A 21,658-nucleotide genomic window follows, 5' to 3' on the forward strand; every position below is an offset into this window, starting at 1 on the left:
ACGTTTCGATTAGAAAAGAGGTGGCAATGAAGGGTTTCTGATTTAAATATTTGGAGCGGGATTTTTTTAAAGGGCCGGCTTCTTCTCGTCTTTTTTCGGGTTAGTAGGGCCGCTACGGAGATGTTGCCGTAAACAGGACCCCGTTACCGAGACTTTATCCTGGAGCAAATCGGCAACGGTACCTGTAAACACCACGGTGCCGCCATATTTGCCCGCTCCGGGTCCAATATCGATAATCCAGTCGGCCTGCGCAATGACATCAAGGTTATGCTCGATAACGATTAGGGTATTGTCGTTGTCCACCAGGTTATTGATAAACTTTAATAGCTTTTCCGTATCGTTTGGATGTAAGCCCGTGCTGGGTTCATCAAGCACGATAATCTTGTTGGAGTTCTTCAGTTCTTTGGTCAGTTTCAGGCGTTGTCTTTCCCCACCCGAAAAGCTGTCCGACCGTTGTCCTAAGGTCAGATAGTCCAAGCCGAGTTGGAGCAGCATCTCAAAGGACTGGCGGTAGATCTTGTCCGGGAAAAAATCGTAGGCTTCTGCGACGGTCATATCCATCACCTCAACAATATTTTTGCTATGGTAATGATATTTTAAAACCTCGGGCTTAAAACCGGAGCCACCGCATACTTCGCAGGTCTGTTCAATATCATCCATAAAGGCCAGATCAATTTTTTCGATACCGATACCTTTACAGTTTTCGCAGGCCCCCAGGCTATTTCGGCTAAATAATTTTTCGGATACCTGATTTGCTTTTGAAAACAATGCACGTATCGCATCCGATAAGCCGAGGTAGGTCAGCAGATTGGAGCGTGCACCTGTCGAAAATAACGACTGGTCGATAATGGTGACCTCTGGATAAAATTTGGGCAGCACTTTGTTGATCAGCGTACTCTTGCCCGAGCCCGCCACGCCGGTAACCACCGTCATCACCTTCTGGGGAATCTTGACCTGGATGTCTTTCAGATTATGCAGATTGGCGTGTCTGATTTCCAGATATCCCTGTGCCGATCGTGGTTTAGTATTCAGTTGGGCTGCTTTGGCAAAGTACTGGCCTGTTTTTCCGCTGGATGTTTTTAGTCCCGCAACCGTACCGTTATACACGATCTCGCCACCGTTTTTCCCCGACGCTGGTCCCATATCGATGACCCGGTCGGCTATGCGGATCAAATCGGGGTCGTGCTCCACAAGCAATACGGTATTGCCCTTATCACGGATCTGTTTAATAATTGCCGCGATGTTCTGTAAATCCATTGGATGAAGCCCGATGCTCGGCTCGTCAAAAATATAGAGTAAATCCGTGAGGCTGCTCCCCAGGTTCCGGACCATTTTGATGCGCTGGCTTTCTCCGCCCGACAGGGTGTCTGTGCGTCTATCCAAGGTCAGATACTGCAAACCGATGTTGACGATATGTTGAAGTTTATGTTTCAGTTCGGTAAGGATGACATCAAAAGTGCCGGAATGTAAAGAAGCAACAAATTCCAGCAGCTCATCGATCGAGAGCGCGGTACAGTCGGCAATGTTTTTGCCTGCTATTTTGCAGGACAGAATCGTATCATTCAACCGTTTTCCCTTGCATACAGGGCAAGTTTTGGTAATGATCGTATTGCTCAATGCTTCTTTTCGGCTCAGGATTTCCTTCGACTGCTTCTTGAGGAATGCTTTCTCAATGCGGGGGATAATGCCCTCATACTGTACCGTTTTACCCCATTCCCGGGCAGGATGTTTGGGTTTGTGTTCGGCGGCATGCAACAGGAGATCCCATTCCTGCGGCGTATAATCGCTCAGTTTTTTGTCGTTGTCAAAATAGCCTGACTGGGTGTAGCGTGTCAGGCGCCAGCCACCCGGTTGAAAGGTCGGAAAGCGGATTGCCCCCTCGTCCAGCGATTTTTGCTTGTCGATAAGGCGATCGACATCTACGGTCTGCACCATGCCCAGCCCTTCACAGGCTTTGCACATCCCCAAGGGATTATTGAATGAAAAGGCATTTGAATAGCCTACAAAGGGTGTCCCCATACGCGAGAAAAGCAGGCGGAGGGAAGCATAGATATCGGTGGCCGTTCCTACGGTCGACCGTGCATTGCCGCCCAATCTTTTTTGATTGATGATAATGGGGACGTTCAGGTTGTCGATTTTGTCCACATCAGGAACGCCAATATGCTGCAGCCGGTTTCGGATAAAACTGCCCTGTGTTTCGCTGAACTGCCTTTGGGCTTCGGCACCTATTGTTTCAAAGACCAAAGACGACTTGCCCGACCCGGAGACTCCTGTAAAAACAGTAATTTTTTTCTTTTCGATCTGTACAGAAATATTCTTGAGATTATTTTGCCGGGCATGTATGATGTTTATGTGTTCCATAATCATTAACTTTGGTAATTATTAACTAAGTTAACTATTTTAGGGGTGATGAACAAAACCGAACGCAAATTTTATGAAGTATTTACCGATTTACAATGCTTCATCTTGGCCAATATGAATAGGGGCGACATCAATGGTGTAACAGCGACCCACTACAATATGATTGAATATATTTACCGTCACGATCATTGTATCGTAAAGCAGATCGCGCAGGCCTTTCATATAAGTCCGCCCGCAGTTTCCAAACAGCTCAAATTTTTGATCGCCAATAATCTCATTGAGCAGCAGCAGTCCTCGACCGACCGCCGTATTTTCAATTTGAGCGTAACGGATCAGGGCAAGTTCATCATCGACAATTCGGAGAATTTCAGGGAAACCGTGGCCAAAGAAGCGGCTAAAAGCCTGTCGGAAGAGGAATTAATAAAGCTGAGCGAATTGCTCGATAAAGTAATGATGGCGGTAAAAAAGTAGTGTGATAGGACACTACTTTTTTATCCCCATCTTATTTCCCATTGAGGTGGTCGCGCACAAAATTTAGCCAATGCTTAGAATCAATGGTTTTATCAATAAAGACGTCCGGTTGTAATCCAATGTCGTCTACAGGGAAGTCTGGAATACGAAAACTTTTAGATAATCCATAGTACAGTTCAATATCGCCACAGGGTGATGTAACGATATTTACATTAGAAATATCAAGCATGCCTTTGGTTGTTCGACCGTACAATTTTACCTTTTTGCTTTGCATGGCAGTCAATATAAATTGCTCTGTCGTGCTCCCGTTATTTTCATTGATAACGATTCCGATGTTTTTGGGGTAGGGCTGAATGGTATCCAGCTTGGTTATGTTTATTTTTTTATTGAATAAATCGACATATTCACCTTTATTGGCCTGCAATTTTTCGTAGAAGTTTTTGAACGTCTTTTTAGACTCCTCGTCAAAATCGGGATTTTGACTCAGCTCCAGCATGCGCTGATTATTTAAATCAGTCGAATAAAATAATGCACCTACGGTTCTAATCGGCTGCGTGTATAAGAAGGGGATAAGGCTACTGTAACTCGCATCACTTCCGCCTGGATTATTTCTGACGTCAATAATAAAGTTTTCGGTCGATAAGATGGTTGCTCGGTTGGCCAATATAATGCTGTCAATCGCCTTCTTTTCAGTTATTTCAAAATCAGGAATGCGGATGTAAACGGTATTTTCATTTAATTTTTCGAAAAATGGCTTTGTGGCGTCCAATGGATTTAGGTCCTTTTCAGTAGGCTGCTTATGTTGTTCGGTAGCTTTTTCGACGTTCTTTGTTTTTCCAATATAATTTACGCCGATATGTCCATTGCGAAAGAAACGGATCCATTGATTGAGCAATGCAGCACATTCCTGATTATTGGGCAATTGTTTTACTTTTTTGAGATATAGCGCATTGTGCAATTCATAGGCATCCCGGCCCTTTTTGCTGATGACGTATTGAAAACCGGCATCATTCTCTTCAAACGTTTTTTTTACCCACAAAAAATTGGATTCACAAGTACAGTTTTGGGCGAAATTTAAGATAGGTAAACTTAGCAATAGCCATAAAAATAGGACGCGTACGTTCATGTGTATGATCAGAAATGTTAATAATTGTCGATTGTACAAATATAGATTAAAAATGGAAAATACCCGCGTATAGAACGTAGAAAAGATGCGATAGTACGGATAAATCCTATTGCTGATTTTGATTCGTCTTTATTAAAACTATAGTGGAACCTCGACTGTCTATAGTGTGCAGTTTACAAGATGCAAAGTCTGCTATATAAGGGTTTACACGGTCATTGTATAACCACGAGGGCATATCTTATGAAACTATAACCGTATTAAAGATTCGAAAAAATGAAAAAGAAAATAGTCATTTGCGATGATGAACTTCTTATTTTAGATGTATTAGCCATTGCCTTAGAAAGTGACAGCGTTGAAGTGATCAGCACATCAAAAAGTACGGAACTGATCGCCCTTATTGAAATTGTGCAACCTGACTTGTTGATTATCGACCTAATGATGCCCTGGTTGACAGGTGATGAACTTGTGCGCGAGCTAAAAACAGGGCAACAATATAGCCACATACCCATTATCATGATGTCTGCAAGTGCTAGAGCGCCAAGAGTAGCCGCCGAATGCGGAGCAGATGCTTTTCTGGCAAAGCCGTTTGAACTTGATGACCTCTATGATTTAGTAGAGAAAGTGATGTAAGCGTAGTTTTGGGAAGCGGACCAACCTTAAGCATAGTTTGATCCGCTAGGTTAAAAAAAATAGGATGCTTTAAATTCTTACGCCTGTTTTTTAGTAATCCTGCAGCTGTTGTACATTAACTTAACGGATTGCTGAATCACTACTTCTTCCGATTGCGTATTGAATTATTGATTGATCAAACGATATTAATGGCTGAGCTGTAACTTTCCGATAAAGGGACGATTATCAATCGTTAGAATAGCTTCTTTAATGGAATAGCATAGCTGGTAGTTTTCGCTCAGTGTTTTTTTGCGCGCTTCAATTTTGTATTTTTCGATCTTATCGACTATCCAGGTTGGGTCTAATGGATCTGAATTAAATTTGGTGATTAATACGGTAAATCCTTCTTTCTGAGCACTGATTAAAGTGTCTTTTGTGATGTCTACTATTTTCATAGTGAGATAATATACGAAAAAAAATACGAAATGGGCTTTGCTGCGTGGAGCTAATGACCTTGTCAAGGTCCAGACAATTGAACCTAAATGTACATTCTTTAAACAATACGGCGCTAAAATTTGGATGCTCAGGGATCGGTCTAGGTGCCGTGAAGAAGATTGCAAAATAAATGAAATATAACGAAAGGCGATTCGTGATTGCATTATTCTACTGGTTTGTGTATAAATCCATCATAAATTGACTTTCCTAAAAATAAAACCTAATTTTGATTCATCAACAATAACTAAACCAGCAGATGAGTGTCACACATGTCCGACAATTGTTTACCCAGCTTTACGAAGAAAATTGGGTGAAGTTGTATGTGCATGTTTTCCGCATGTTGGACGATCGTGACGAAGCCCGTGATATTGTGCAGGAAATATTTGCCAATCTCTGGGACCGCATGGAACGACTGGAAATTGAGCATTCCTATCAGGCTTACCTGTTTCGTTCGGCCCGGAACCTGGTGATCAACCGCATCGCCAGCCAGGATGTCGGACGTAAATATGAACATTACCTGGAGCATGCCGCTCCGAGCCTTGAAATTATGCCCGACGAATTGCTGCGGGAGAAGGAATTGGCTGCGCAGATCGATCAGGCGATTGAAAAGCTGCCCCGTAAAATGGCTTTGATCTTCAAAAAAAGCCGTTTCGAACAACGTAGTTACCGGGAGATTGCCGCGGAATTGGAGATCTCGGAGCAGACAGTCAAAAAGCAGATATCCAATGCGTTGACGGTATTAAGAAAAAAAATACGAACTATTTTCATTTTTTTCTACCACTAAAGGGCCGCCATCCTGTCTTCTAATCAATAAACAGGATAGCACCTATGAAACCACCCTTATCGAAACAATTACTGCAGCGCTACCAACAAGGTCTGTGCAATGCCGAGGAAACGGCACTTGTCGAAAGTTGGTACAATCAGCTCAGCAAGATAAATAATGAAAAAGACATACCTGAGCTTGATCTGGCGGCCGAAGACCGACATTTCCAACAGCATATTTTTGGACCCGTATTGCGGGGGCATCGCCAACGCCGTGCCTATCTAAAGGTAGCTGCCAGTCTGGTATTCTTTTTGATGGCAGGCGTCGCTATATATTTCTTTTCCAAGCCCCAACGAGCACCGAAACCTTTGCCTTTTAGTATCGGTCAATTCCAGGCGGATCTGCTGATCGGCAACGAAGTGGTCAGCCTCGACGACAAGAAGCCGTTTAGCCCCGCCTATATGGCGCAGGAAAAAGGGGCGAAGGTGGCTGTCAAAACCAAAAAGGGGCAAGAATTCAAAATGGAGCTTCCGGATGGTACCGTCGTCTGGCTAAATGCCGATAGCAAGCTGGAAATCGGATCGGGATATAACCTACAGGAACGCGCGGTCTTCCTGACGGGTGAAGCTTATTTCAAGGTGGCAAAAAATAAAGCGAAACCTTTTATTGTTCATGTCGGCAACACCAGCATCGAAGCCTTGGGAACCGCTTTCAATGTGAAATTATACGAAAACGATAGCCAGCTGTTGACCACACAGCTGGATGAAGGAAAAATACGGGTCAGCAATGCGGGTCTTCAGCAGGTATTGCTGCCGGGACAGTCGATCGAACTGAATGTACAGAACGGCGTCTTCCAGCTGCTGCAGGAAAACAGCGCACAGGATGCGGCCAATTGGAAAGACGGTTACTTTGAATTTGACCAGACCCCGCTTCCCGATATTTTGGCCGATCTCGCCCGGTGGTACAATTTTACCTATAGCCTGTCACCCGTCTATAATAATAAAGTCCTAAGCGGAAAAATCAGCAAAAAAGAGTCCTTTGCCGAAGTGCTTAAAATATTGCGATTTGCCGGCATAAATTATACCATCGACAAGGACCGACTCGTCCTTGTGCCCTAACCAAGCCCAAAACAAACGAATATTCAATCTAAATACCCTATGAAACAATCCGTAAAAACACTGCTATTGATGCTGATGCATGTCAATGGCTATGCCTTTAGCCAGCAGGCAGACAAGGCAGTTGACCATGTTCAATTTAAACAGCTCGTCAAAGCCATTGAGCAGCGCAGCGATTATCGCTTTGTTTACGACCCCCATGAAATTAACCCCGATCTGCGGGTCGATGTCAATTTAAACAATGCCAATATCCCGGAGCTTCTTAAACAGGCCTTTTCGACAAAGGGCATCCGCTATCAAATCGTCAAAAATACCATTGTGCTCCAAGGAAAAGGGGCTAGCAAATCCTTGCAGACCACCATCTCTGGCCGGGTCAGCAATGCTTCCGGTGCCGCGCTGGAAGGGGTAAGCGTCCGTATTAAAAACAAGATCGCCAGCACGGTTACCGATGCCAGCGGCCGCTTTAGTTTAAGTGGGCTGCAGCAGGAGGATATATTGCTCTTGAGTTATATCGGCTACCGCAGCAAGGAAGTGAAGGCCGCAGGCAACGGTCCCCTGGAAATAAGCCTCGAGGTCGATCCGGGCAACCTGGATGAAGTAGTGGTCATCGGTTACGGCACGTCTTCCGTACGCAAAAATACCGGTTCGGTATCAAGCGTGACCAGCAAGGAGATCGAAACACAACCGGTACTCGATCCCCTGGCAGCCTTGCAGGGCCGCGTTGCGGGACTTAATATCGCTTCCAATTCGGGCTTGCCGGGCAGCTCCTTTCAGGTGCAGCTGCGCGGGGTCAACTCCTTGACCAATGGCAGCAGTCCGCTTTACATTATCGACGGTATCCCATTTTCGGACGAAAGCATGAATCAGTTTACCGCAGCCAATGGCAATCAAAGCCCGCTGAGCCTGATCAATCCCAAGGATATTGAACGCATCGATGTGCTTAAGGATGCGGATGCCACAGCCATTTATGGCTCCCGGGGTGGGAACGGCGTGATCTTGATCACAACAAAAAAGGGCAATAAGGGCGGGCTTAAAATAGACTTTAATGCCAATGTGGGCTCCAGTAAAGCCATTCGCAACCTGAAGATGCTGAACACGCAGCAATACCTGGACATCCGGAAAGAGGGCTTCAAAAACGATAACTGGACGGCAACGCCAGATAATGCGCCGGATCTGCTTACCTGGGATCAGTCTGCCTACAGCGACTGGCAAAAGGAGTTTTATGGTGCATCGGCTCCTTTCTCCACGTATCAGCTGTCATTTTCCGGTGGCAACGAAAACACGCAGTACCTGGCCAGCGCCAATTTCAACCGTCAGGGTGATCCCCTGCCCGGTAATAAAAACTATCAGCGTGGCGGTGCACTGTTGAACCTGTCTACACAGTCCAAAGACCAGCGATTTAAACTCAACAGCAGTTTCAACCTCAACCTCGACCGCAACAACACGGTCCCCACAGATATTGCACAGTTTTATAACCTGGCGCCAAATTATCCTTTATACGATGAAAATGGCAACTATTACTGGTTTCAGCAGACCTTACAGAACCCTGCAGCCTATATGGAGCGCTCGAGTATTTCTAAAGCTAAATCCCTGCTGGCCAATTTTTCTGCCGAATACGCCATCTTACCTGAATTGGTCGCGAAAGTCAATGTGGGCTATAATCTTAAAAGCATGGACCAGACGCGTCTACTGCCCAATGCGGGATTTAATCCATTGACGAGCACGGGATCAATGGCCTCTTACGGGAATTCGGATTACCAGTCCTATATCATTGAGCCGCAATTAAACTACAGCAAAACAATTGGTAAACATGATTTCAAGTTGCTTTTGGGTGGCACCTGGCAGCAAAGGGTCACCGAAGGGAAATACTTCGATGGCAGCAGCTACCCGAGTGATTCGCAGCTGGATAATATAGCTGCTGCAGGGATCCTCGCAATCCGCAACAATCAGTATGCCGATTACCGCTATCAATCTGCATTTGGACGTATCAATTATGCCTATGCCGACAAATACCTATTGAATTTCAGCTACCGAAGGGATGGTTCTTCGCGTTTTGGTCCCAACAATAAGTACGGTAATTTTGGATCGGTTGGTGCAGCCTGGGTATTCAGCAGTGAAGAGTTTTTCCAGGATCAGTCTATCCTGAGCTTCGGTAAGCTCCGTGGCAGCTGGGGGGTGACGGGCAATGATCAGATCGGCGATTACCAGTACCTCGATACCTGGGGCACAGGCTTTGCCTACCAGAGCATCACGGGGCTTTATCCGACGCGGGTGTTCAATCCCAATTTTGGCTGGGAAGAAATCAAAAAGAAAGAACTGGGCCTCGACCTTGGTTTTTTCAGGGACCGTATTTTCCTGACGGCCAATTATTACAACAATAGATCAGATAACCAGCTGATCAATATCGTGCTCGCACCGCAGACAGGCTATAATTCTTATTTTGGTAATACCCCCGCACTGATCGAAAATAAGGGCCTTGAATTTGAGCTGAGCAGCGTGAATATCCAAAAGGAAAAGTTCAGCTGGAAAACCAATTTCAATATGACTTTCCCTTCCAATACCCTGCTGGACTATCCTAATCTTGAAAGTAGCAGCGATGTAAGGCGATACGTCATTGGCGAGTCTACCCGTATTGTGCGTGGATTTCAGTTCACGGGAGTGGATCCGCAAACGGGTATCGCTCAATTCCTGGATGTGAATGGTGATGGGAAAATCACCGAATTCAATGATTATGTGACCCTGGGTTCACTGCTGCCGAAGTTTTATGGCGGAATCAACAACAACCTGAGTTATGGCCATGTGAACCTTGGACTGCTGTTTCAGTTTGTCAAACAGGAGGGACCCTCCATTGGTTATGGCCCGCAGGCCACGACCATCGGTGCACTGGGCAACCTGGATGAATATGTATTGCGCCGCTGGCAGCAGCCGGGCGATGTGACGGATGTGCCGCGTGCAACCGCCAACAGCGCCAACGAAGCCAACCTGGCGTTCCGCAATTACTACCGTTATTCATCGGCAGTGTGGGACGACGCCTCTTTCATCCGCTTAAAAAATGTATCGCTCAGTTACGACATCTCCAAATGGGCACAGAAGATCAATATAAACCGTGCTGTGCTGCAGTTCAATGCGCAGAACCTCTTTACCTGGACAAGCTTTAGAGGTATGGATCCCGAGATGCCTGGTTTTGACCGCACTTATGTTTCGGATGTCAATCCTTTTGGTTCGGTGCGGAGCAGCGCCACACCATCGCTGCGTACCTATACCTTCGCGGTTCAGCTCACTTTTTAATGATCATAAAACTAAAGACTTACACCATGAACAAATATATCATCTACAGCCTTTTTGCAACGCCCCTGTTGAACCTCTCCTGCAACAAATTTCTGGCAGTGGATCCCCCCAAGACGGAAGTGGCGGCAGCGTCGGCTTTCAGTGACGAAAAAACGGCCACAGCAACCGTGGGCGGACTCTATACGAGTATGAACAACTACAATAACCAGTTTGCCAGTGGACTGATGAGCATCGTGCTGTCCAGCCTGGCCGACGATTACAACTCGGCCTTTACAAGCTACGATGAGTACAAATACAATCGGCTGAGTCCCGCGACCTCGTACCTCGATCGGCTGTGGTCGCAACCCTATAGCTATATCAATCACAGCAATAAGATAATCGAGGGAGTTGAAGCTTCGGCACTCAGCGCCAAGGTAAAAGCACAGCTCTCGGCAGAAGCGCGTTTTACGCGGGTATTCAATTATTTTTACCTGAGCAACCTCTTCCAAAAAGTGCCCCTAATCACAGACACCAAAGATCTGGAAAGCAACAACCAAAAAGGGCCAGCGTCCCGGGAGGAGCTCTATGCTTTTATGGTGGGCGATCTGAAGCAGGCTGCTGTGGATATTTCCGATACCTACCAGGGCAATGAGCGTACCCGCCCCAATAGGAAAGCGGTTGATGCGCTATTGGCCCGGGTATACCTGTATCATGGGGACTGGGCCGATGCGGAAGCGACAGCCGACAAAGTCATCGGGGATAACCGGTACGAACTGTCGCGCGACCTCAATACGGTCTTTTTGAAGACGAGCAAAGAGGCCATCTGGCAGCTGCAGACTGTCAATCTTTCGACGGCAGGTGTCAACACCTGGGAGGGATTCAGCATCGTTCCGGCCGTAGCGACGGCACGGAGTTACTATCAGCTGTATGATGCGACCGTGGCGGCTTATGAGGAGAACGACTTGCGTAAATCACAATGGTTAAAACCGTATGTGGTAAACAATAAAACACTTTATATGCCGTACAAGTACAAGTTGCGCACAGCGACACCGGTTGCCGAATACAATACCGTGCTGCGCCTGGCCGAGCAGTATCTGATCCGTGCGGAAGCGCGGCTCAACCAAAATAAGCTGCAGGCGGCACTACAGGATATCAACCAGATCCGCGAGCGTGCAGGCCTCGCTGCGCTGCCACAAACGCTGGACAAAGCAGCTATCGCCCTGGCCCTCGAAAAGGAACGGCAGCTGGAGCTGCTGGGCGAATGGGGCCACCGCTGGTTTGACCTGGTCCGCACAAACCGGGCCCTGCCTGTACTTTCGAAGGTCAAAACAGACTTTAGTCAAAGCGATACCAAAATACCGATCGCCAGTGCTATTTTATTAACCAATGGTAATCTCCAACAGAATGATTAAGCTATATAAACAGGCCTCGCTGCAGTTTAGACAGGCCTTGCTGCTGCTGTTACTGCCAGCAACCCTGGGAGCGCAGGCGCAAGTCAGCATCCTACCGGAAAAAGCAGCCGCCGGTGATACCGTGACCATCAGCTTTGATCCCGGTAAATCTGCCGCTGCTCCTGGCGCAGGGCCATTTTTCGTGGACTTCAACTACTCCAATTTTTACGAATTTCCGAGCCGCATGCCCATGCAGCGCGAAGGCGGACTGTGGCGTGTACGCTTTAAACTGCCGCCCTACGCCAACTTTTCCTGTTTTACGATCGCCGACAAGGACAAGAAATTTGTGCAGCGGGCAAGCGATAGCAGTCAATACGAGATCTACGTCTATAAACAGGGGAAACTGATCGCCGGTAATTTCCTGGGGAAATCGTATAGCGTACCCGTCCAGGATAAAACATCGGATCGCATTGTGGAGAAACAGGAGTATTACCTCAAAAAAGAGCTGAGCTTGTATCCCGACAACTACGAGGCCCAGCTCCGGCTGATCGTCCTCGAGATGAAAAAAAGTAACCCTGCCCAGCAGGCCAGGCTCCTGAAGAAGGGCTTGGCCGTGGTTGAAAAGAAATTCCGCAGCAATCCGCTTTTTGAGGGGAACCTCAACAAGGTGACCATGGGTTATCTGATACTCGGTCAAAATCAAAAAGTAGATTCGATCCGTCAGGTTGTGATCGACGAGTTTCCCAACAAGAAGATCGGCATAGCCTATCGGCTCAATAAACTGTTTAACCAGCCGGATTCCACGGCGGTGGTCGCCAAGATCGGACAGCTTCTTGCCCTTAAAACCGCCGATAATGAGGCGGCCTATGGCAGCGCTTACGACTATCTTTTTACCTACTATGTGCGGCATGGCGACAGCGTACAGGCCAAGAAATACCTGCCCCTGATCACCCGATGGGAGCAGGATCCCTACAAATGGCGCGCCTACAATCAATATGTGCAGCTGCTGTTGGATCATAAGCTGCTGCTCAACGATGCATCCAAGCTCAATCTATACCTGTTGGACAGTGTGGCGGCCTACCCGGTGAGCTTAATACGCTATTTCCCCGAAACAGGTTATCTGGTGGCGCATGACCCCGCCAAGGCTGATAAAATCGCTGCGGTGAAAGCAGAACTTATGGCCAATCAGGGGCTTATAGCCGCGCAGTTAAATCAGCCCGAAGTAGCGCAGGACTGGTTTGCCAAAAGCATCCCTACGCTCAAATCGTCGGCACTGCTCCGGTCCATCGCCCTGCAGTATCAGCGGTGGAATGAGCAAGACCGTGCGATACCCGTACTGGAGGCAGCCTATCGCTATGCGCCTTTTGACCCACAGATCCGGCAGCTGCTCGACAGCGCGCTCGATAAAAAGGGGATAGGCAATGCCGCCGAGCGGCAGGCCTATTTTAGCCAGCTCGACAAGCAATGGAAACAGGGCTATTACGCGGAGTTTCAGAAGATCATCGACAGTACACCTCTTCCAGAAGACCTCAGCATCGTTGATATGGACAAAAAGCCCTTGCTTAAGGCGGAACTTGCGGGCAAGATTGTTGTCATTGATTTTTGGGCAACCTGGTGCAAGCCCTGCATAGCCTCTTTTCCTTATCTGCATCAGGTGTACAAAAAATATGCGGATGACCCGCAGGTGAAATTCGTTGTGCTCAATTCGGGAAGTGGAAATAGCTGGGACGATGCGTACAAATGGGCGCAGGCCAATCGCCAATTTGACTTTCCATTTTATTATAACCAGGATAAGAAGTTGAGCAGTAAACTGGAAATAACCTCTATTCCGACAACGTTGATCTTGGATAAAAAAGGGAATATCCGTTTCCGAAAGGTGGGCTTCGAAGGTGAAAAGCTGCTGCAGAGCCTCGATGCCATGATCGAGTACCTGAAAGAACTGGATCAATAACCTGGGCATGTCGTACCCCCTTTTTTTGGTATATTTGCCTTACAAGTGATCCTGGTTGGATAAACTGTAATCAATATTTATGTTTGAGAAGAAAACTATCATCACTGTACAACATCCCGAATCTATCCATCATTTAAATGGGATGGTCGGTTCGTGGACAGACTGGGAGCTGACAGAACTTGGAAGGCAGCAGGCGGAAAATATCGCCACTAATCTGCAATTGGAGTTTGGGGATAAAAATTTTTCCCTGTATTCATCGCCACTTCGCAGAGCCAGTGAAACTGCCCAAATAATCGGAGAGGCCTTTGGGCGCAACCCACAGTTCATGAAGGCGTTAAAGGAAAGGAATCTAGGCAGAGCGGTGGGGCAGTCGGTACAATGGCTGAAGGACAATATCGAAAACCAAGAGCTAACCTGCTTTGATAGATGCTTTAGTGATGCAGAATCTCGTTATGATGTTTGGCAAAGGCTGAAGCCGCTGTATGAAAACATCTGCTACGGGGAGGAAGAGTATACGCTATTGGTCTCGCACGGAGACACTTTAGGAATATTCCATGTGATGTGGCTGGGGCTGGATGTCGAGATGTTGGATAAAATACAGCTTGCGGGCCGCAGCGCCGGTGTTACTATTCTTCAACAGTCGACCACAGGAAAAAGAGTCATCAGCAAGCTGGGGGATATGAGCTATCAATTATGAGCTATTAATATATCCAGTTTACATAAAGATATGATAGGTCGCAATTGTTTATGGCTGCTATTGAAGCCACATTGTTAGGGATGAATATTGACCGGTTCATGATCTTGGGTATCAATAAGGTAGTTGTTTAACTACCTTATTGATGCCTATTACCTTTGTGATAATACGAAATGTTTTTGTTGATCGCCTGCGCCGAATCATTTCTTTCAGGCGATACCGTGGCGGGGGCGTATTGCAATGACACAATATCGCTGCTGTCGATGTCGGGCATTTTAAGCGGACGGTACCACGAAGGTGGGTTTGTTAGATTGCCCGTCTGCTTGCGGTCTGTTTTTGCGGTTGATTCTTGTACAGAACGCTGTTTCCAACGCCTGTAGACAAGCAGTGCTGCTCCAGCAACTGCCGTGATAACGAGTCCGATTTGTGCTTTCATGCTTTCTTCTTTACGACTTGAACAAAATTCCTTTCCAATTGAACAATGCTCCTTTCAAAAAGTTCAATAAAAAACAAATCAGCTTTTTGGTCAATCGTAATAAGGTCTTCCAACAGTGCATTCGAACGTTAGTCCACCAGTGTCACCAGCATATCAGCCAATTTTGTAGGTGCTGTGAGCATGGCATCGTGGCCCGTCGCGATCTCCCGATAGTGCCAGTTGAGTGTGTTGTCGGCGCGCACCTTTTCGCTCATCTCCTTCATAATGGGCAGCTGTGGATAGGTACATGCGATATAGACCAAGGGTAATCCATTGCCATACTTGTTTTTTAAGTGCAGCCGCTGTGCAAATGTGCCAAAGGGTTGTGCACTGAGCCTTTCCTTGACCCAGGAAACCATACCGGGGGCTGTAACACCAAACAGTGCAACATCAAAAGGCGCAAAATTCTCTTTCCGCTGAATGTTTTTGAGCTGAATTTCTTGCACTGCCTTGGGTTGCAATGAAATGGGGCTCTGGCCATCTTCAATAATCATGGCGTCGAGAAAAATCAATTTGTGTAATCGTGAGGGAATGCGATCGGCAACTCCGGCAATCACGGCACCGGCATAGCTGTGCCCAACGAGATACACATCGTGCAGATCTTCCATCTCGATCAGGTTGACGATGTCCTGGATATGGGTGTTGATGTCGACCGAAGGTTCGATCAGGTGTTTACGTTCACCAAGCCCCGTCAGCGTCGGGGTGTATACCTTGTAGTGAGCATCGGTGAGCTGCTGTGCGACGGCCTGCCAGCACCAGCCGCCATGCCAGGCCCCGTGAACCAGCACATAGGTAGGCCGATGATCTTGGTGTTGAGCGTATCCACTTAACATGGCGCAGCTTAGCAGGACAAGCAGAAATAAAGTTCGCAGTTGTTTCATTTTTTTATAATTTTATACTGTTTTTAATACCTGACAAAGGTATAGGCAAGCTTTTGTCCGCACAATAACTCATCCTGAAGTGAGTGGCTATAACTCGATATTTAAAATGGCAACACCCCGAAAAAAACAATCCACCAACACGGAGAATCTACAGACTTTGGCACAGGCATGTGATGTGAACGAAGTACTGTTGCAAATAGCGTTGCGTTGGAAAATGCAGATTCTATACTGTATTGCAGCGGATGTATCGCAATTCAGCACCTTAAAAAAAATGTTTCCGACACTTTCAGATCAGGTACTGAGCAAACGTTTAAAGGAGCTGAAAGAGGAATCGCTTGTCGTTACCGAAGAAATTGAAAACACCGTACCGCCTCAGATACGCTATAGCCTAACAGAAAAGGGTAGGGAACTGTTGAAGATTATCCTGAATCTGCATCACTGGGGGCTAAAATGGAAAACTACAGGCAATAACTATTGCCAAGTGCATTCGGAAAGCGATCAGGATCGCGTTTTTTAACCCTATTTAAATCTTATGGATTCACTCTTTCGCGCCTGGCAAACAAGCCGTATGGCTTACCTCAAGTTCTTCGAAAATTATTCTTTGGAACAGCTCAATCGCATCCCCGAGGGCTTCAGCAATAACCTGATCTGGAATATCGGGCATATCATTGCTACACAGCATAAATTGATTTACATCGGATCGGGGGTAGAGGGACATATCCCCGAGGAGGTGTTTATAAACTACCAATCCGGAACACGGCCGACAGCGCTTGTATCACAACAGGAAGCAGATCTGCTTAAAAGATTGCTGTTCGAGCAGATTGAACCGACCATCCGTGATTTTAATAATAAGGAGTTTGTTCGTTATCAGGAACGCACAACCGGAACAGGCTTTCACTTAACCTCCATATACGATGCCTTCGAATGGAATAATTTTCATGAAGGACTGCATTTGGGGTATATGATGAGCATTAGAAAGTTTATTGCGTTGGATTAATGCTTACGATAAGGACTTATTTTTACCCCTCATGTTGAAGTTCCAGTGACAATGAATCACCAAGGGACAAAGTCCTGGATATTGGTGCCGGAGCAAGGAAAATCTGCCGTGTCGGCGGGCATGTGACTATTGTCTCAATCTTTGGCGGAAGATGGATTAAGCCCAGCAACTTATTCGTGCTGGGCTTCGTACTGCTGTTATTTTCTTACACAGCGGACATTAAATCCATAATTGCCACCATAAGCCCGCAATGCTTTTGTCTGATAGCGTATGGAATAATAAAAAGGCTTTTGGTAATCTACCGTTGCATCATCTACCATGCAGACCGCATTGCTGCGGCTTCCTGTACTTGACCAGTAACCCATCGATACCTGTTGTGTAAACGGTCGGTTGATGTGTGAGTCTATGCTTTTTCTTGTGGCATTGATCGTGCCGTCCAGGCGGTAACCATTGAAGGTGAAGATCAGCTTATCACTATATCCCGAAAAATCGCCCTGACCTTTCGGAGAACCACTGTCAACATTGATGCTCTGGTTCACAACAGCATACCACTGGTAAGTATCTGCGGTACGTATGGAGCCACCCTGGTTGGGTAGACCGTAATATTCGTAGCTGCTTGTATTGACCACGCTTGTCAGCTCACTTTGGGTAGGCATACGCCAGGTATTTGCGGGATATACCAGCGCACAGGGGTCTCCACTGCCCGCGATACCTGCTGGTGTCGTCGCTTTCCAATTCCAATATTCTGATTGAGAATTGCCATCATAGGGCGGGATTCCAGCGTCGGCTTTGAAACGGTATTTGTCGATCTGACCGGAACTACCATCGTACCATAGATCACTTCTCGCCCAGGAGATGCCATTGACTTTAATTGCCGATTCGATCAATCGGGTGCTCAGCTCATATTGATCGCCTGCTCCAGGGTTGAACGATGGGTTGTTTAAGGGCAAATAGGTTGACGTAGTGCCATATTTCCGGGTAGATAATGTTGTCGTTGCTGGGGGATATAAAATCTCATGGTCCAGCTTGATCGAAAAGATCGGCTGTATCGTTAAATTCTTGGCGACGATCTGTGTACCGGTTGGGAGGATGGTGTAAATAGAAACCGTCTTTACCAGATCACCGGTCACCGCAGGGTCCTTATCTGCAATATTGGCCGCAGTATATGGGGCATCAACGGTTTTCAGGGTGCCGAATTGGCCCGTCAGCAGATCGAAATCTGCTGCGTTGACCAGGCTCTTGAACTGTGCTCCCGTGCCGGTGCCGATCAGAAGTGATTCAAAGGACTGAATGCCGCCAAATATTCCCCTGGTATCGATATTGACATCAAAACGGACTGTTTTATGGTCAAATACGATTTCCAGTAGATTTTCCCCAGCTTGGGTATCCAGTGTGCCCGATGCATACAGCACATCTTTGTTGGCTATATCCGCAGCTGCAATTTTTCCCTTGTTCAGGTCGGGTACTGTGCTTGCGTTGATCGAAAACGCTACCCACTTATAGTGCATGCCTATTTCGACAGGAATTTCGGGGTTTTTACCCACTGTGGCAACGACATTGTGCAGCAGGTTTGTGCCGTCCTGGCTGAAGATCAATAACCGATAGCTGGTTGTATCCGGCAAAGCGGAAGCCGTCGTGTTTGTGGCTGCTTTTTTTGCAGACGCCAGCAGGTTTTGTTTTACAAACGGGCCTTTTGAGGAGACTAGGGCATCAAAGCCATTGGCTTCAATGAACGTTTCATCCAACGGCCGATCAGCCACATGGTTTGCAAGGGCGGCCTTTGCCGTCAGGCTATTGACTTCCGATGTTGTTCTCGGGCTACTACCCTTAACGCTTACCTTTAAGACATCGCCATGTGTTTGTTCGGGTGCTAAATCTTCCTGGTTTGATTTACAGGAGTTCATCGCGATGAATATCGTACCGAATACGGCCCAAAAAAGGAAAGGGCGAATGTGTTGTCTGAGTTGTTTCATGTTAAATCGTGTCATTGGATACCTTAAAAATCAAAGTCGTTTGAACCACCACCGATATCGCCCTTATTGGACCAATCATTTGCACCTGGAGAATCTGGTGTAATAGGGTCTCCGGGGCGCATGGTGGCTCCAGAACCGGCAGCGATGCCTTCTTCCATTTCAATAATTGTCACATCGAGCATGGGGGTGATGTACACCTTTTTTGAGTTTTTTTTATTTTCCATCGTATTTCATTGTGGCTTTACTTACTTGGTCTGATCTGTAGGATGCTAAAGTGAATTGGATCGGATTATTCTGTGCAAATGTTTGCTATTCAATTCGTTGTACCGTGAAGATGTGCCTATTTTTTACAGCCACAAATGTCGAAAGATAACCTGGACTTATTTATGCACAAAAATGAAGAAGTTTGGTACAATTTATCTATTTCCGCATCAATTGACAATGCTGTGTGCAGTCGGGTATATACTTTTTGTAACCTGTTCGCACCAAATGCACTTGGAAAAAAGAAAGCCGAAGAATCTGATAAGAGCTGATGCCGCGCTTGCAACACCGACACGATGATTGGCCAATAACTGCCTGTCCATGGAAACGATTGAATTGACCTTTAGCGGCTGATAACCCCTGATGATCAGCGCCGATTTTTGGGGGGGTAAGCAAGTGGTCTTTCACTTGGTGACGGGTAGGCTTTGAACTCATAATGCTTTTATTTGATGATTGTTGTATTCTCCAGTGGGCGTTTTTTTCGTTTAATAATTCTAACCTAAAGGTAGGGATCTGACGGGCGACGAGACTTAATGCAGGTTAAGAAATGCAATTAATAACAAGAAATTGGAATTCCCTTCATTGGGGCAGTAGAAGTTTCCGTTAGCAACAAACACACAGAAATTATGATTTTGTAAAGTGATTGAATAAATTGGAAAACCCATAGAATGCGAATAATCTGTTTATTTGTATATTCCATCTGCGGGTGGTGACAATAGTGCAATTTAAACGGATATAATCTGTCACAGGAATAAGGATTAACGACTTACCAATGATTAATTTGCTTATTGAAAATATCGTCAAGTACGTGGAACTGGAACCTGAAGAAAAGAGAAAGATAGCAGCAGTGGTCTCGCTGAAGAAAGTGAAACGGAGGGAAATGCTCCTACAGGTTGGAGAAGTTCAAAAATCGATCATTTTTGTGGTGAAAGGCTGCCTGCGCAGTTATGCTTTGGATCATAAGGGATTTGAACACGTGCTGCAATTTGCACCAAACAACTTTTGGATAGGTGATCTAACCAGCTTGAAGCTGAAGCACCCGAGCATTCTTTACATCGATGCGATATTTGAAAGTGAGATCCTGGTAATTTCCCATACAGACTTTGAAGCACTTTACCATGCCGTTCCAAAGCTGGAACGTTGTTTTCGAATATTATATGAAAGATCCATCGCAGCATCGCAGCGCCGGATTGTTGAAAGGCAAACGCTGCCGGCATTTGAACGGTATCTTTGCTTTCTAAACAGATTTCCCGATTTATGCCACATATTGCCCAAGCGGATGATCGCATCTTACATCGGTGTTACACCTGAGTTTTTCAGCCGACTGGTGCATTTATCGTTTAAGCATAAAAAAGAATAACATCTGGTCTTTTTATAGCTGGTACAGGACAGTCGGTAGAAAAACCCGCATTTTTGGATAAGCTTCGCTTTGGAAGGTGAAGCTGGCCGCTGTTTTTACCGAAAGTTGCGGGATTTATTGGAGAAGTTGCTGTAATTATTACTTTTTCGAAATTTACTGACAGGGATTGTAAATTGCGGCGTATTGCCGTTGTGTCCATGCGAGATTGGTGGTCGCGTCGTCATGGCTGTACGGGTTGATGCAAAATGCTTACACGTTGCTAAAAAGTATTTTTCGGTCGTCCATTCGATAGTGAAAATGTTTACAAATGAATAGAACAAGATGTTTGGAGCGTAACTTTGAAGAATACCAAAATAAGCTGGATTCAAATAACGAGGTGTTGTACTATCCGCTGATCGGCAAGTCGGACACAACAGAAATATGCCGGCATGATTTTTTTCTGCTCTTGCTGGTTGAAAGTGGCACAGGAATCCATACAATTGATTTTATCGATCATCTGATAAGACCGTGGCAGTTGCATCTCGTCCTTCCCGCCCAGCTGCATCTGCTTGAAATCAGCAAGGATGCTGTGGTATATCAGTTCCTGATCGCTACAGAAATATTTAAAATATTTGCTGGGTCATTCCGTTTTGGAATGGCGGTTTATCGCAAAAGCCCGGTATTTGATCTGAATGAGGAGGAGTTTTTAAGTCTGTCGAACGAATTTTTAGGTATCCGTCGAGATATTGAAAACAAGGAAATGTTTAGGAAGCTCGTTGTTGCCCGGTTATTTGTCATAGGCTATTATGTGAGTCAGATGGCTGCTCAATTGGTGGAGGATAAGACCGTATACAAAGGTCACCCGCTACTATTTGAATTCTTGGCACTTATAGATAAATATTATACGAGTCATCGAATGGTTGCTTTCTACGCAGAGAAATTGAAGGTGACCCCCAATTACCTGAATGTACTGTGTAAAAAAGATTTTTATTGTAAAGCAACTGAGCTTGTCGACGACAGGGTTTTATTGGAAGCGCAAAGATTGTTGATAGCCGGGGTTTCTATTAAAGAAACGGCTTTTGAGCTCAATTTTTCCGATGTGTCTTATTTTTCAAGATATTTTAAACTTCGGACAGCACAAACGCCCAAAAGTTTTCGGGACATGTACTTGCTATAGCTTCACAATTTACCTATCGGGGGCCACAAAGATTTCTATGTGGCCATTTTTATGCTTTTTTTTAAGAGCGCTCAGAGAAATGAGCGCTCTTCTGCTTATGAAAAACAGCTGGGCAAATCGGGGCGATTTCCAGCGGACCTTAATACAAAGTTCCTGTTTCGGAATGATAAATTCCTGGTTCAACATAATAAATTGTTTTATTAGATTATCCAATCGCTTTATATAATTATAACTAAATCAATCGCTGAAATTTACTTCTTCGTTTCGTTATAGAGCCGAATAAGGGCTTGTGATTGAACGGCGCTGTCGCTG

At 46.0% G+C, this 21,658-nt stretch carries 19 protein-coding genes; 12 read left to right on the plus strand and 7 right to left on the minus strand.

The window, feature by feature from the left end:
- Nucleotides 1–66: 66 nt before the first annotated feature.
- Nucleotides 67–2,361 (minus strand): ATP-binding cassette domain-containing protein, encoded by a 2,295-nt coding sequence (locus tag AAW12_RS23285; protein WP_156167748.1) that lies wholly within the window; start codon nt 2,359–2,361, stop codon nt 67–69.
- A 48-nt stretch (nt 2,362–2,409) separates the two neighbouring features.
- Between AAW12_RS23285 and AAW12_RS23290 the strand changes: the two genes are divergently transcribed.
- Nucleotides 2,410–2,832, plus strand: coding sequence for a MarR family winged helix-turn-helix transcriptional regulator (locus AAW12_RS23290; RefSeq protein WP_046676037.1), 423 nt, complete (start codon nt 2,410–2,412; stop codon nt 2,830–2,832).
- A 31-nt stretch (nt 2,833–2,863) separates the two neighbouring features.
- On the opposite strand, the gene AAW12_RS23295 is transcribed toward AAW12_RS23290, so the two are convergent.
- A complete protein-coding gene (locus AAW12_RS23295) occupies nt 2,864–3,871 on the minus strand; it encodes a S41 family peptidase (RefSeq protein ID WP_197084150.1) in 1,008 nt (335 codons plus the stop codon).
- 360 nt (nt 3,872–4,231) lie between these two features.
- Between AAW12_RS23295 and AAW12_RS23300 the strand changes: the two genes are divergently transcribed.
- Nucleotides 4,232–4,588: a response regulator gene (locus AAW12_RS23300; protein WP_046676039.1), complete on the plus strand. Its 357-nt coding sequence runs from the start codon at nt 4,232–4,234 to the stop codon at nt 4,586–4,588.
- Nucleotides 4,589–4,773: 185 nt separating this feature from the next.
- Here the strand turns inward: AAW12_RS23300 and AAW12_RS23305 are convergent, their stop codons facing one another.
- On the minus strand, nt 4,774–5,022 hold the full coding sequence (locus AAW12_RS23305) for a hypothetical protein (protein WP_046676040.1): 249 nt from the start codon (nt 5,020–5,022) through the stop codon (nt 4,774–4,776).
- Between the two features lie 296 nt (nt 5,023–5,318).
- Between AAW12_RS23305 and AAW12_RS23310 the strand changes: the two genes are divergently transcribed.
- The 6 genes from AAW12_RS23310 to AAW12_RS23335 all read left to right on the plus strand — a co-directional run bounded on the left by AAW12_RS23310 (nt 5,319) and on the right by AAW12_RS23335 (nt 14,246).
- Nucleotides 5,319–5,846, plus strand: coding sequence for an RNA polymerase sigma-70 factor (locus tag AAW12_RS23310; RefSeq protein WP_046676041.1), 528 nt, complete (start codon nt 5,319–5,321; stop codon nt 5,844–5,846).
- A gap of 44 nt (nt 5,847–5,890) precedes the next feature.
- On the plus strand, nt 5,891–6,943 hold the full coding sequence (locus AAW12_RS25865; RefSeq protein WP_053003951.1) for a FecR family protein: 1,053 nt from the start codon (nt 5,891–5,893) through the stop codon (nt 6,941–6,943).
- A 39-nt stretch (nt 6,944–6,982) separates the two neighbouring features.
- Nucleotides 6,983–10,228 carry a TonB-dependent receptor gene (locus AAW12_RS23320; protein ID WP_053003952.1) on the plus strand — a complete coding sequence of 1,082 codons (3,246 nt, stop codon included), beginning with the start codon at nt 6,983–6,985 and terminating at the stop codon, nt 10,226–10,228.
- Between the two features lie 26 nt (nt 10,229–10,254).
- Nucleotides 10,255–11,619 carry a RagB/SusD family nutrient uptake outer membrane protein gene (locus AAW12_RS23325; RefSeq protein WP_197084151.1) on the plus strand — a complete coding sequence of 455 codons (1,365 nt, stop codon included), beginning with the start codon at nt 10,255–10,257 and terminating at the stop codon, nt 11,617–11,619.
- Nucleotides 11,612–13,549 carry a TlpA family protein disulfide reductase gene (locus tag AAW12_RS23330; RefSeq protein ID WP_046676042.1) on the plus strand — a complete coding sequence of 646 codons (1,938 nt, stop codon included), beginning with the start codon at nt 11,612–11,614 and terminating at the stop codon, nt 13,547–13,549. The genes AAW12_RS23325 and AAW12_RS23330 overlap by 8 nt, the downstream gene beginning before the upstream one ends.
- Before the next feature lie 79 nt (nt 13,550–13,628).
- Entirely contained in the window at nt 13,629–14,246 is a 618-nt protein-coding gene (locus AAW12_RS23335) for a histidine phosphatase family protein (protein ID WP_046676043.1), read from the plus strand.
- Between the two features lie 136 nt (nt 14,247–14,382).
- Here AAW12_RS23335 and AAW12_RS23340 read toward each other — a convergent pair whose 3' ends face one another.
- Nucleotides 14,383–14,679 carry a hypothetical protein gene (locus AAW12_RS23340; protein ID WP_046676044.1) on the minus strand — a complete coding sequence of 99 codons (297 nt, stop codon included), beginning with the start codon at nt 14,677–14,679 and terminating at the stop codon, nt 14,383–14,385.
- 128 nt (nt 14,680–14,807) lie between these two features.
- Entirely contained in the window at nt 14,808–15,599 is a 792-nt protein-coding gene (locus AAW12_RS23345) for an alpha/beta hydrolase (RefSeq protein ID WP_053003954.1), read from the minus strand.
- Nucleotides 15,600–15,705: 106 nt separating this feature from the next.
- Here AAW12_RS23345 and AAW12_RS23350 point away from each other — a divergent pair, with 106 nt between their 5' ends.
- On the plus strand, nt 15,706–16,116 hold the full coding sequence (locus AAW12_RS23350) for a winged helix-turn-helix transcriptional regulator (protein ID WP_046676045.1): 411 nt from the start codon (nt 15,706–15,708) through the stop codon (nt 16,114–16,116).
- A gap of 15 nt (nt 16,117–16,131) precedes the next feature.
- A complete protein-coding gene (locus tag AAW12_RS23355) occupies nt 16,132–16,596 on the plus strand; it encodes a DinB family protein (RefSeq protein ID WP_046676046.1) in 465 nt (154 codons plus the stop codon).
- A gap of 197 nt (nt 16,597–16,793) precedes the next feature.
- Here AAW12_RS23355 and AAW12_RS25870 read toward each other — a convergent pair whose 3' ends face one another.
- Nucleotides 16,794–18,569, minus strand: a complete 1,776-nt coding sequence (locus AAW12_RS25870) for a hypothetical protein (protein ID WP_053003955.1) — start codon at nt 18,567–18,569, stop codon at nt 16,794–16,796.
- Between the two features lie 23 nt (nt 18,570–18,592).
- Nucleotides 18,593–18,766 (minus strand): hypothetical protein, encoded by a 174-nt coding sequence (locus AAW12_RS23365; RefSeq protein WP_197084152.1) that lies wholly within the window; start codon nt 18,764–18,766, stop codon nt 18,593–18,595.
- A gap of 836 nt (nt 18,767–19,602) precedes the next feature.
- Here AAW12_RS23365 and AAW12_RS23370 point away from each other — a divergent pair.
- Together AAW12_RS23370 and AAW12_RS23375 are read left to right on the plus strand one after the other, a co-directional pair.
- Nucleotides 19,603–20,190 carry a Crp/Fnr family transcriptional regulator gene (locus tag AAW12_RS23370; protein ID WP_046676048.1) on the plus strand — a complete coding sequence of 196 codons (588 nt, stop codon included), beginning with the start codon at nt 19,603–19,605 and terminating at the stop codon, nt 20,188–20,190.
- Between the two features lie 307 nt (nt 20,191–20,497).
- Nucleotides 20,498–21,346: an AraC family transcriptional regulator gene (locus tag AAW12_RS23375; RefSeq protein WP_053003956.1), complete on the plus strand. Its 849-nt coding sequence runs from the start codon at nt 20,498–20,500 to the stop codon at nt 21,344–21,346.
- The last annotated feature ends 312 nt before the right edge of the window (nt 21,347–21,658 follow it).

Origin of the sequence: Sphingobacterium sp. Ag1 (assembly GCF_000988325.1) — a bacterium.
Taxonomy (GTDB): Bacteria; Bacteroidota; Bacteroidia; order Sphingobacteriales; family Sphingobacteriaceae; genus Sphingobacterium.

Coding starts and splice junctions, on each gene's coding strand:
- AAW12_RS23320 (WP_053003952.1), top strand. CDS start 6,983: ATGAAACAATCCGTAAAAACACTGCTATTGATGCTGATGCATGTCAAT.
- AAW12_RS23310 (WP_046676041.1), top strand. CDS start 5,319: ATGAGTGTCACACATGTCCGACAATTGTTTACCCAGCTTTACGAAGAA.
- AAW12_RS23330 (WP_046676042.1), top strand. CDS start 11,612: ATGATTAAGCTATATAAACAGGCCTCGCTGCAGTTTAGACAGGCCTTG.
- AAW12_RS23305 (WP_046676040.1), bottom strand. CDS start 5,022: ATGAAAATAGTAGACATCACAAAAGACACTTTAATCAGTGCTCAGAAA.
- AAW12_RS23355 (WP_046676046.1), top strand. CDS start 16,132: ATGGATTCACTCTTTCGCGCCTGGCAAACAAGCCGTATGGCTTACCTC.
- AAW12_RS23340 (WP_046676044.1), bottom strand. CDS start 14,679: ATGAAAGCACAAATCGGACTCGTTATCACGGCAGTTGCTGGAGCAGCA.
- AAW12_RS23285 (WP_156167748.1), bottom strand. CDS start 2,361: ATGGAACACATAAACATCATACATGCCCGGCAAAATAATCTCAAGAAT.
- AAW12_RS25865 (WP_053003951.1), top strand. CDS start 5,891: ATGAAACCACCCTTATCGAAACAATTACTGCAGCGCTACCAACAAGGT.
- AAW12_RS23335 (WP_046676043.1), top strand. CDS start 13,629: ATGTTTGAGAAGAAAACTATCATCACTGTACAACATCCCGAATCTATC.
- AAW12_RS23375 (WP_053003956.1), top strand. CDS start 20,498: ATGAATAGAACAAGATGTTTGGAGCGTAACTTTGAAGAATACCAAAAT.
- AAW12_RS23345 (WP_053003954.1), bottom strand. CDS start 15,599: ATGAAACAACTGCGAACTTTATTTCTGCTTGTCCTGCTAAGCTGCGCC.
- AAW12_RS23370 (WP_046676048.1), top strand. CDS start 19,603: ATGATTAATTTGCTTATTGAAAATATCGTCAAGTACGTGGAACTGGAA.
- AAW12_RS23350 (WP_046676045.1), top strand. CDS start 15,706: ATGGCAACACCCCGAAAAAAACAATCCACCAACACGGAGAATCTACAG.
- AAW12_RS23325 (WP_197084151.1), top strand. CDS start 10,255: ATGAACAAATATATCATCTACAGCCTTTTTGCAACGCCCCTGTTGAAC.
- AAW12_RS23300 (WP_046676039.1), top strand. CDS start 4,232: ATGAAAAAGAAAATAGTCATTTGCGATGATGAACTTCTTATTTTAGAT.
- AAW12_RS25870 (WP_053003955.1), bottom strand. CDS start 18,569: ATGAAACAACTCAGACAACACATTCGCCCTTTCCTTTTTTGGGCCGTA.
- AAW12_RS23290 (WP_046676037.1), top strand. CDS start 2,410: ATGAACAAAACCGAACGCAAATTTTATGAAGTATTTACCGATTTACAA.